The organism is Candidatus Methylomirabilota bacterium (assembly GCA_035315345.1).
Classification (GTDB): domain Bacteria; phylum Methylomirabilota; class Methylomirabilia; order Rokubacteriales; family CSP1-6; genus CAMLFJ01.
In genome coordinates, this window is record DATFYA010000140.1 from 1 (window position 1) to 11,367 (window position 11,367).

Below are 11,367 nucleotides of genomic sequence, written 5' to 3' on the forward strand. Positions count from 1 at the left end.
AGCACCACACCTCGCCGGAGTGGCTGCAGCGGTGCAAGGATCAATTCGACCGGCTCTACCTCGAAGGCGCCCGGAACCCGCGCGTGATGGCGATGGCGGTGCATCCCTACATCTCGGGCGTGCCGCACCGGATCAAGTATTTCGAGGCGGTGTACGACTACATCCGGAAGCAGAAGGGCGTCTGGATGACCACGGGAGAAGAGATCTACGAGTGGTTCACGTCTCAGCGGCGCCGGGGCGATTAGCGTCTCGCTCACGACCCGCCCCGGCGCATCGCGCGCCATACCTTCTCGCCGGTGAGCGGCATGTCGACGTTGGTGACCCCGAAGGGCCGGAGGGCGTCCACCACCGCGTTGACGATGGCCGGCGTCGACCCGATGGTGGCGGCCTCCCCGATGCCCTTGGCCCCGAGCGGGTTGAAGGGCGACGCGGTCACCGTCTGGTCCGTCACGAAGAACGGCAGGTCCTCGGCTCGGGGAATCGCGTAGTCCATGAGCGAGCCGGTCACCAGCTGGCCCTCGGAATCGTAGACGACCTCCTCGAGGAGCGACTGGGCCACGCCCTGGGCAATGCCGCCGTGCACCTGCCCGTCCACCAGCATCGGGCTGACGCGCGTGCCGCAGTCGTCCACCGAGACATAGCTCCGCAGGTCGATGCGGCCGGTGTCGCGATCCACCTCGACCACCGCCACGTGGGCGCCGAAGGGATACACGAGCTGGGGCGGCCGGAAGTACTCGGTGGCCTCGAGGCCCGGCTCCATGCCGGGCGGCAGGCCCTCGCCGTAGGCCTTCTCGGCGATCTGGGCCAGCGCGAGGCTCTTGGCGGGCGCGCCCTTGACGTGGTACTGGCCGTCGGTCACCACCACGTCCTCGAAGGCGGCCTCCAGCATCGACGCGGCGATGCGGCGGGCCCGCTCCTGCACCTTCTCCGCCGCCTTCACCATCGCCGAGCCGCCCACCACGAGGCTGCGACTCCCCCCGGTGCCGAAGCCCATCGGCGCGCTCGAGGTGTCGCCGTGGCGCACCACCACCTGGTCGAAGTCCACGCCCAGGTAGTCGGCGACGAGCTGCGCGAAGGAGGTCTCGTGGCCCTGCCCGTGCGCCGAGGCGCCGGTGAACGCGGTGACGGTGCCGCTCGGCTCCACGCGGATCATCGCACTCTCGTAGGGACCGAAGCCGCACATCTCCACGTAGCAGGCCATGCCGACGCCGAGCAGCTTGCGGTCGTTCTTCTCGATGCGCTGGCGCTGCTCGGCCCGCAGCGCGGGGTACTTCGACAGATCGAGGCTCTTGGCGAGCGCCTTCGCGTACTCGCCGCTGTCGTAGTTCTGCCCGGTGGGCGCCGCGTAGGGGAAGGCGCTCGGCGGGATGAAGTTCACCCGGCGAATCTCCTCCGGCGGCTTGCCCAGCTCGATCGCGATGCAGTCGACCAGCCGCTCGAGGTAGTAGGCGGCCTCGGGCCGTCCGGCGCCACGGTATGCGGCGACCGACGTGGTGTTGGTGAACACGCACGTGCTCTTCAGCTCGACGTTCTTCACCTGGTAGACGCCGACGCCCATCATCAAGGTCAGGTCGGGGATGAACGTGAAGACCGGATAGGCGCCGATGTTGGCCACCACGTGCATCCGCAGGCCCTGGATGCGACCGTCGGCGTCCACCGCCGCTTCGAGATCGGTCATCTGGGCGCGGCCGTGGGTGGTGCCGGTCATGTGCTCGACGCGGCTCTCGACCCAGCGCAGCGGCGTCCGCCGCAGCCGGGCCAGCGCCGCGACCACCACGTCCTCGGGATAGATGCCGAACTTCACCCCGAAGCCGCCGCCCACCTCGGGCGCGATCACCCGCACCTGGTTCTGCGGCATCTTGAGCGCGGAAGCGAGGCTGCCGCGCAGCACGTGGGGCGCCTGGTGGGTCGACCACACGGTGAGCCCGCCGCTCGCGAAGTCGGGCGCGGCCATGACCGCGCGCGTCTCCATCGGGATGCCGGACAGGCGCTGGCTGTTCATGCGCTGCTTGACGACCCGGTGCGCCGTGGCAAATGCCGCATCCGGATCGCCGGCCTTGATGGTGTTGGAGTGCTCGATGTTCTTGGGCGCGTCGTCGAAGAGCAGCGGCGCTCCGGCGGCCATCGCCTCGAAGGAGTCCGACACCGCGGACAGCGGCTCCCAGTCGACCTCGACGTCGGCGGCCCCGTCGGTGGCCGCCTCCGCGGTCATCGCGATCACCGCGGCCACCGGCTCGCCCACGTAGCGCACGCGATCCACCGAGAGCGGGTAGTGCTGCCGGCCCACCTGCGCCTCGGCCACCTCGCCGCCCTCGGCGGAGGCCTGGGCGATCGGGATCGGGATGGTGTGCGGCTTCAGCTCCTGGCCGGTGACCACCGCCACCACGCCCGGCCGCTTCAGCGCCGCCGCGGATTTGATGCCGCGGACGCGCGCGTGGGCGTGGGGGCTCCGCACGAAGGCCACGTGCTGCAGGCCCGGCATCGCGATGTCCCCGACGTACTGCGAGGTGCCCGTGATCAGCCGGGGATCTTCCTTGCGCTTGACCTGGGCGCCCAGGAGCTTGGATGCCATGGCGGGATCCTTCCTGACGTGGAGTGGGCTACGGGTCCGAGTATCGCGGGCGGGTCGGACCCCGTCAAGCCGGGCCCTCCGCCGGATTGTCCTTGTCCACCAACGCCGCTTCGCTTAGCCTACCGTCCAGTCCGAAGGCCGGCTTCCAGGCCGGCACAGTCCAGGAGGGCGGATGCCGCGGGGGGCGAAGAAGAAGAACGGCCGGGCCGAAGCCGGCCCTCCCACCCACCGTCAGTCCCCCCGCCCCATCACACCGGTCGACGCGCCGGCCTCCGATCAGCTCGCCGAGGTCCTCGAGCAGCAGGCGGCCACCAGCGAGATCCTCCGCCTCATCCGATCGTCACCGCGGGACCCGCAGCCCGTGTTCGACATGATCGCGGTACGTGCCATGCGCCTGTGCCGCGGCCTGCACGCGGGCGTGAACCGGTTCGACGGGCAATTGATCCACGTGGCCGCCCACGTGGCGACCAGCTCGGCCTTGCTCGAGGCGCTCGAGCGCACCTATCCGATGCGGCCGGGACATGGCACGGCCAGCGCCCGGGCCATCCTGACCAGGGCGCCGGTCGTCATTCCCGACGTCGAGCACGATGCGGAGTACGAGTTCGCCGATGCGGCGAAGGCGGCCGGATATCGGAGTGCGCTCGCCGTCCCCATGCTGCGCGACGATGTCGCCATCGGCGCGATCCTGGTCTTCCGCGGCGAGGCCGGCGCCTTTCTGGAGCGAGACGTTCGGCTGCTCCAGGCCTTTGCCGACCAGGCGGTGATCGCCATCGAGAACGTGCGCGTGTTCACCGAGCTGGAGACGCGCAACCGGCAGCTCAGCGAGTCGCTGGAGCAGCAGACCGCCACCGCGGAGATCCTGCGGGCCATCTCCAGCTCGCCGACCGACCTGCGGCCGGTGCTGGAGACCGTCGTGCGCGCGGCGGCCAGGTTCTGCGGCGCACCGGACGTGGCGATCCTTCGCCTCGACGGCGACGTGCTGCGAGGCGCGGCGGCGGTCGGCCCCTTCGGCGAGGAGCTGGCATCCCGCTCCGGCGGCATCGAGGCCCTCGCAGTCCCGGTCACCCGGGGATCGGTGAGCGGCCGGGCCGTGACCGATCACCGCAGCCTGCACATCCACGACCTCGCCACCGAGTCCGAGACCGAGTTCCCGGTGGGGCGCGACCTGCAGCGCCGGTTCGGCCACCGCACCATGCTCGCCACGCCGCTGTCCCGGGAGGGCATCCCGCTCGGCGTGATCCTGCTCTTCCGCACCGAGGTCCGCCCGTTCTCGGACCGCCAGCTCGAGCTGGTCCGGATCTTCGCCGACCAGGCGGTGATCGCGATCGAGAACGTGCGTCTGTTCCAGGAGCTGCAGGCGCGCAACCACGCCCTGACCGAATCGCTGGAGCAGCAGACCGCGACCAGCGACATCCTGCGGGTGATCTCCAGCTCGCCCACCGATGTCCAGCCCGTATTCGACATCATCGCGGAGCGTGCCACCAAGCTCTGCAACGCAGAGGTCGGGGTCGTCTCTCGGGTCGATGGGCCCGTGCTACAGCTCGCCGCGATCCACGGCGTGACACGTGAAGGCGTCGAGGCGGTGCGGCGCGTCTTCCCGATGCCGACCGACTTCCGGGCCGTGACCGCGCGCGTGTTCCGGGAGCGCGCGGTCGTGCACGTGGCGGACGTGATGGCCGACCAGGCCTACGCGATGAAGGACGAGGCAGTCACCGCGGGCTGGCGGGCCGGGCTCGGAGCGCCGATGTTCCGCGACGGCCAGGTCATCGGGGTCATCTTCGTGGGCCGCTCCACGCCCGGGCTGTTCAGCGAGCAGCGGGTCGAGCTGCTGAAGACCTTCGCGGATCAGGCGGTCATCGCGATCGAGAACGTCCGGCTCTTCACCGAGGTGCAGGAGCGCAATCGCGCGCTCACCGAATCGCTCCAGCAGCAGACCGCGACCAGCGACATCCTGCGGGTCATCTCGAGCTCGCCGACCGACATTCAGCCCGTGTTCGCCACCATGGCCCGGAGCGCGGCCACGCTGTGCGAAGCCTTCGACGCCTCGATCTTCCGGATCGACGGCGACCGGATCGTCTTCGTCGGCCATCACGGGCCCATCGCCCAGGATCACGGCGGCGACTTCTGGCTCCCGATCGTCCGCGGGACGGTGGGCGGTCGCTCGGTGCTCGAGGGGCGCCCGATCCAGATCGCGGATCTGCAGACCGAGGAGCACGAGTTTCCGGACGGCGTCGAGAACGCGCGCCGGTTCGGCTTCCACACCATTCTCAGTGTGCCTCTCATGCGAGATGGCGTCGCCATCGGCGGCATCCAGCTGCGCCGGAGAGACGTTCATCTCTTCACGGAGCGACACATCGTCCTGCTCCAGACGTTCGCGGACCAGGCCGTGATCGCGATCGAGAACGTCCGGCTCTTCAAGGAGCTGGAGGTCCGCAATCGCGACCTGACCGAGGCGCTCGACCAGCAGACCGCCACCGGCGAGATCCTGCGCGTCATCTCGAGCTCGCCGACCGACGTGCAGCCGGTGTTCGACACGATCGTTCAGAGCGCGGTGCGGCTGTGTAACGGCGTGTTCAGCGCGCTGTTCCGGTACGACGGCGAGCTGATCACCCAGGTCGCCCAGCACAACTTCACCGCCGAGGGCCTCGAGCACGTGCGACGGCTCTATCCCACGCGTCCCAGCCGGGAGCTGGGCTCGTCCCGGGCGATCCTGGAGCGCGCGATCGTCCACATCCCGGACGTGGAGGCGGATCCCGAGTACCGGCACCACGACCTGACCCGGGCGGTCGGGATGCGCAGCGGTCTCTACGTGCCGATGATGAAGGACGGCGAGCCGATCGGGGTCATCATGGTCGCTCGTGCCGAGGTGGGGCACTTCTCCGACGCCCAGATCGGCCTGTTGCAGACCTTCGCGGACCAGGCGGTGATCGCGGTCGAGAACGTGCGTCTCTTCAAGGAGCTGGACGCCCGCAATCGCGACCTGACGAACGCCCTGGAGCAGCAGACGGCGACCGCCGATGTCCTGCGCGTCATGAGCAGCTCGGCGACCGACACGCAGCCGGTCTTCGACGCGATCGTGCGGAGCGCCGTCCGCCTCTGCCACGCGCGCTTCGCGCTGGTCTACCGGCTGGAGGACGACGTGATCCAGTTCGCCGCGCACGCCAACCTCCCGCCGGAGGCCATGGAGCTGTTCCACGGCTCGTTCCCCCAGCGCCTGTCGGACAGCCGCACTCTCGTGGGCAGGGCCATCCGGGGGAAGCAGGTCGTCAACGTCGCCGACATCGCGGCCGACTCCCAGGTGTCCGAGTTCGTGCGTGAGCTGGCCCGCTCCTCCGGCTACCGGAGCGTGCTCGCGGTCCCCATCACGCGGGAAGACCGCGCGCTGGGAGCTCTCGCGATTATGCGGAACGGACCCGGCGGGGAGCCCGACCCGTTCTCGAACGAGGAGATCCCGCTGCTACAGACGTTCACCGACCAGGCGGGGATCGCCATCGAGAACGTCCGGCTCTTCACCGAGCTCGAAGCTCGCAATCGCGATCTCACCAACGCCCTGGAGCAGCAGACCGCGACCGCCGACGTGCTGAGCGTCATGAGCTCCTCCGCGACCGATACCCAGCCGGTCTTCGACGCGATCGTGCGAAGCGTGGTCCGCCTCTGCCACGCGCGGTTCGCCCTCGTCTATCAGCTCGTCGACGACATGATCCACTTCGTCAGTCAGCACAATCTGCCCGCCGCGGCGGTCGACGAGCTGCACCGGATCTTCCCGCACCCGCTCTCCGGCAGCGGCACGCTCGTGGCCCGTGCCCTCCTGCAGGGAGCGCTCATCAACGTGCCCGACATCGCCGACGATCCGCACGTGTCCGACTCCGTGCGCCAGCTCGCCTTCTCCTCCGGGTACCGCAGCGTGCTCGCGCTCCCGATCATGCGGGAGGGCCGGGCCCTCGGAGCTCTCGCGATCACTCGCGGGGGCCCCTCCGGCGAGGCCCACCCTTTCTCGAGCGATGAGATCCGGCTGCTGCAGACCTTCACCGACCAGGCCGGGATCGCCATCGAGAACGTCCGCCTCTTCAACGAGCTGCAGGCGCGCACCGCCGAGCTCACCCGCTCGGTGGGCGAGCTGCAGGCGCTTGGCGAGGTCAGCCAGGCGGTCAGCTCCACCCTCGACCTCGACGCGGTGCTCGAGACGATCGTCGGGCGCGCGGTCCAGCTCTCCGGGAGCGACCAGGGGGTCGTGTACGAGTTCGACGAGGCGAGCCAGACCTTCCACCAGCGGGCGACCCACCGGATGATGCCCGACTACGTCGAGACGATGCGGGCCTCGCCCATCCGGCTCGGCGAGGGGGCGATCGGGCGGGCCGGGGTCACGCGGGTGCCGGTGCAGGTGGCCGACATCCGGGCCGACTGGGAGTTCGTCGCCCCCCAGGCGCGCGAGCGCCTCGTCGCCCAGGGCATGCAGTCGCTCCTCGCGGTACCACTGGTCCGGAACGATCGGCTGCTCGGAGGCCTGGTGATCGTCCGGCGCGAGCGCGGCGCCTTCTCGCCCGAGGTGGTCGCGATGCTCCAGACCTTCGCGACCCAGTCCGTGCTGGCCATTCACAACGCTCGGCTCTTCCGGGAGACCCAGCGACAGAAGCAGTACTCGGACACGCTGGTGGAGTCGAGCCCGGTAGCCATCGTCACGCTCGATCTGGACGGCATCGTGACCAGCTGGAATCCGGGCGCGGAGCGGCTCTTCGGCTACGCGCCCGGGGAGGCCCTCGGCCGGCGCATGGAGGATCTGGTCTCGACGCCGGAGGGCCGCGAAGAGGTGCGGGACAACATCCGGCACACGCTGGACGGCGAATGGATCCGCGCGATGGGACGCCGCGCCCGCAAGGACGGCACGATGGTCGATCTCGAGATCTCGTCGGTGCCGGTCGCGGTGGACGGCGTGCGCGTCGGCATGATCGGCATCTACCACGACATCACCGAGCTCCTGCAGGCCCGCGAGGAGGCGGAGGCGGCCAACGAGGCCAAGAGCGCCTTCCTCGCCACCATGAGCCACGAGATCCGCACCCCCATGAACGCGGTCATCGGCATGAGCGGCCTGCTGCTCAACACCGCGCTCACCGACGAGCAGCGCGAGTACGCGGAGGTCGTGCGCCAGAGCGGCGATGCCCTGCTCACCGTGATCAACGACATCCTCGACTTCTCGAAGATCGAGGCGGGCCGGCTCGAGCTGGAGTCGCAGCCCTTCGACCTGCGCGAGTGCGTCGAGGGCGCGCTGGACCTGGTGGCCGGCCGGGCCGCCGAGAAGGGGCTCGACCTGGCCTACCTGCTCGGCGACGGCATGCCCGCCGCGATCGTGGGCGACGTGACCCGGCTGCGCCAGGTGCTGCTCAACCTGCTCTCGAACGCGGTGAAGTTCACCGAGGAGGGCGAGGTCGTGCTCTCGGTCGGTGCCCGCCGTCCGCCCGGGCCCGACCGGCCGTACGAGCTGACCTTCTCGGTGCGCGACACCGGCATCGGGATCGCGCCGGACCGGCTCGACCGGCTCTTCCAGTCCTTCAGCCAGCTCGACGCCTCCACCACGCGTCGCTACGGCGGCACCGGCCTGGGCCTCGCCATCAGCCAGCGCCTGACCGAGCTGATGGGCGGCCACATCGAGGTCACGAGCGAGGTGGGACGCGGCAGCGAGTTCCGCTTCACCATCCGCGCCCACGCCGCGGAGGCGCCCCTGCCCGCGCGCCGTGACCTGAGCGGCGTGCAGCCCTCGCTGCGGGGCAAGCGCGTGCTCGTGGTCGACGACAACGAGACGAATCGCCGCATCCTGACCACCTACCTCGCCACCTGGGGCATGCCGGCGTGGGCGACCGGGTCGCCCAACGAGGCGCTCGGCTGGATCCGTGGCGACGAGCGCTTCGACGTCGCCATTCTCGACATGCACATGCCGGAGATGGACGGCGTCGCCCTCGCGCGCGCGATCGTCCAGCATCCGTCGGCGGCCACGCTTCCCCTCGTGCTCTTCACCTCGCTCGGGCGCCGGGAGGCCCTCGCCGACAACGCGAGCTTCGCGGCCTACCTGCACAAGCCGATCAAGCCGTCGCAGCTCTTCGACGCGCTGGTCTCGGTGCTCGCCGAGCAGCCGGTGCACGTCGCCCCCCGCTCGGCCACGCGCAGCGAGCTGGATCCCGGCATGGCCGAGCGCGTGCCCCTGCGCATCCTCCTGGCCGAAGACAACGTGGTCAACCAGAAGCTGGCCCTGCGTCTTCTCTCCCAGATGGGCTACCGGGCGGACCTGGCCGGCAACGGGCTCGAGGCGCTCGACGCGGTCGAGCGGCAGACGTACGACGTGGTGCTGATGGACGTGCAGATGCCGGAGATGGACGGCCTCGAAGCCTCGCGCGAGATCCACCGGCGGTGGCGGGACCAGCCCCGGCCTCGCATCATCGCGATGACCGCCAACGCCATGCAGGGCGATCGGGAGGTGTGCGTGGCCGCCGGCATGGACGACTACGTGGCCAAGCCGATCAGGGTCGAGGAGCTGGTCGCGGCGTTGGAGCGCTCCCGGCCCGCCGGCGATGCCGGCGACCGCCGAGCGACCGGCGCGGCCGACGCGGAGGCGCCGATCGACCGACCCGCGCTCGATCGTCTGGTCGACACGATGGGCGGGCCGTTCGTCGGCGAGCTGATCGACACGTTCGGCCAGGATGCGGTCGAGCTGATCGCCACGCTGCGCCGCACCCTGGCCGCGGCCGATGTCGACGGCTTCCGCCGCGCCGCGCACTCATTGAAGTCGACCAGCCAGAGCCTCGGCGCCAACGGCCTGGCCGCCCGTGCGCGCGAGCTGGAGAGCGCGGCGCGGGCCGGCAGCCTGGACGGCGCGGGCGCTCGCGTGCAAGCGCTCGCCGAGCACTACGAGCGGGTGGCGCACACCCTCGGAGGCATTCGACGTGACCTCTCCGCGTAACGCGCAGGCCGGCGACCTCCTGGTCGTCGACGACAACCGGGTCAACCGGCTGCTGCTCGGCCGCGCGCTCGAGCAGCTCGGCCACACCGTCACCTTCGCCGAGAACGGCCGCGAGGCACTCGCGTCTCTCGGGCGCCGCCGCGCGGACCTCGTCCTGCTCGACATCGAGATGCCGGAGATGGACGGCTACCAGACGCTCCATGCGCTCTCGGCCGACCCGCGCCTGCGCGACATCCCGGTCGTGATGATGTCGTCGGTCGAGGAGGTGGACAGCGTGGCCCGCTGCATCGAGATGGGCGCGGAGGACTACCTGTTCAAGCCGGTCAACCCGGTGCTGCTACGGGCCCGGGTGGCGGCCAGCCTCGAGAAGAAGCGCCTGCGCGATCTGCAGCGCGAGCTGTTCCGCCGCTTCGCCACCGCCGAGGTCGCCGAGGAGGTGCTGAGCGCGGGCGGCACGCTGGACGGGAAGTACAAGCAGGTCGAGGCCAGCGTGATGTTCTCGGACATCCGCTCCTACACCGCGATCACCGAGACCCTGGCGCCCGCCGACACCATCGAGCTGCTGAACAGCTACTACACCCTGACCTTCGACGCCATCTCCGGCCAGGGCGGCATCGTCAACCAGATGCTCGGCGACGGGCTCATGGCCATCTTCGGCGCGCCCCTGCCGCTGGCCGACCACCGGGAGCGCGCGGTGCTCGCGGCGCTGGAGATGCTCGACCTGATGGAGGCGTTCAACCAGGACCAGGCGCGGCGCGGGGCCATCGCGGTGCGCATCGGCATCGGCATCGCCTCCGGGCCGCTCGTCGCCGGCTTCACGGGCACCCAGCAGCGCATGACCTACACCGGGGTCGGCGACGCGGTGAACCTGGCCGCGCATCTCGAGGCCCACACCAAGGTCCTCGGCGCGCCGATCCTGATCGACGAGACGACGCGGGGCGGACTGAGCGAGGCCATCCAGGTCGTCGCGCACGGCCCCACCCAGCTGAAGACCCGCGCCCACCCGGTGCAGGTCTACTCGGTGCCGGTGGGCCAGCGGCTCAGATGACGCGACACGCCTCGTCGAACGGCAGCCGCGGCGGCCGGGACGGCGAGAGCTTCGCCGGGTCCCCGTAGCCCAGGTTGCACAGGAAGTTCGACTTCACCGTGCCGTCCGGAAAAAACGCGGCGTCGACTTTCGAATTGTCGAACCCCGACATCGCGCCGCAGTCGAGACCGAGCGCCCGCGCGGCCACCATCAGGTAGGCACCCTGCAGGCTGCCGTTGCGGAACGCGGTCGCCGCGATCAGCTCCGGCTTGCCCACGAAGTTCGCCCGCATGTCCGCGGTCGGGAACAAGCGCGGCAGCCGCTCGTAGAACTCGAGGTCGTGGCCGATGATCGCGGTCACCGGCGCCTGCATGGTCTTGTCCACGTTGCCCGGCGTCAGACACGGGCGCAGCCGCTCCTTGGCCTCGCGCGAGGTGGCGAACAGCACCCGCATCGGGCTGCAGTTGGCGCTGGTCGGCCCCAGCGCGGCCAGCTCGTACACCTGGCGGAGCAGCGACTCGGGCACCGGGCGGTCGAGAAACGCGCGGTGCGTGCGCGCGGTGCGGAAGATGCGATCGAGGGCGTCGTCGTTGGTCATGCCGGGAGTATCGCGGCGGCGAACGCGCGGCGTCAAGCCGCCGGCGTGGGATCCTGGTCGTTCTCGAGGACGAGATCGAAAACGATGTCGAAGCGCGCCGTCCACACCCCGTGCGACCTGATAGCCTTCCTCGTGCACCGCGCGATGGTGGCGGCGGCAGAGCAGCGCCAGATTCGAGAGCGTGGTCGAGCCTCCGCGGGCCCAGTGCCGCAGATGATGGC

5 protein-coding genes are annotated in these 11,367 nt (G+C 70.4%); 3 read left to right on the forward strand and 2 right to left on the reverse strand.

Features of this window, described 5'->3' with window-relative positions:
- Nucleotides 1-245 (forward strand): polysaccharide deacetylase (locus tag VKN16_18830; protein ID HME96268.1); only part of this gene is annotated, 245 nt, incomplete at its 5' end.
- A gap of 8 nt (nt 246-253) precedes the next feature.
- Here the strand turns inward: VKN16_18830 and VKN16_18835 are convergent.
- On the reverse strand, nt 254-2,572 hold the full coding sequence (locus tag VKN16_18835) for a molybdopterin cofactor-binding domain-containing protein (protein ID HME96269.1): 2,319 nt from the start codon (nt 2,570-2,572) through the stop codon (nt 254-256).
- Nucleotides 2,573-2,744: 172 nt separating this feature from the next.
- Between VKN16_18835 and VKN16_18840 the strand changes: the two genes are divergently transcribed.
- Together VKN16_18840 and VKN16_18845 are read left to right on the forward strand one after the other, a co-directional pair.
- Complete coding sequence (locus VKN16_18840; protein ID HME96270.1) at nt 2,745-9,521, forward strand: GAF domain-containing protein; 6,777 nt, start codon at nt 2,745-2,747, stop codon at nt 9,519-9,521.
- Nucleotides 9,505-10,569 carry a response regulator gene (locus tag VKN16_18845; GenBank protein ID HME96271.1) on the forward strand — a complete coding sequence of 355 codons (1,065 nt, stop codon included), beginning with the start codon at nt 9,505-9,507 and terminating at the stop codon, nt 10,567-10,569. Before VKN16_18840 ends, VKN16_18845 begins: the two co-directional genes overlap by 17 nt.
- Here the strand turns inward: VKN16_18845 and VKN16_18850 are convergent.
- Nucleotides 10,562-11,146, reverse strand: coding sequence for a malonic semialdehyde reductase (locus tag VKN16_18850; protein ID HME96272.1), 585 nt, complete (start codon nt 11,144-11,146; stop codon nt 10,562-10,564). The genes VKN16_18845 and VKN16_18850 overlap by 8 nt on opposite strands.
- Between the last annotated feature and the right edge of the window lie 221 nt (nt 11,147-11,367).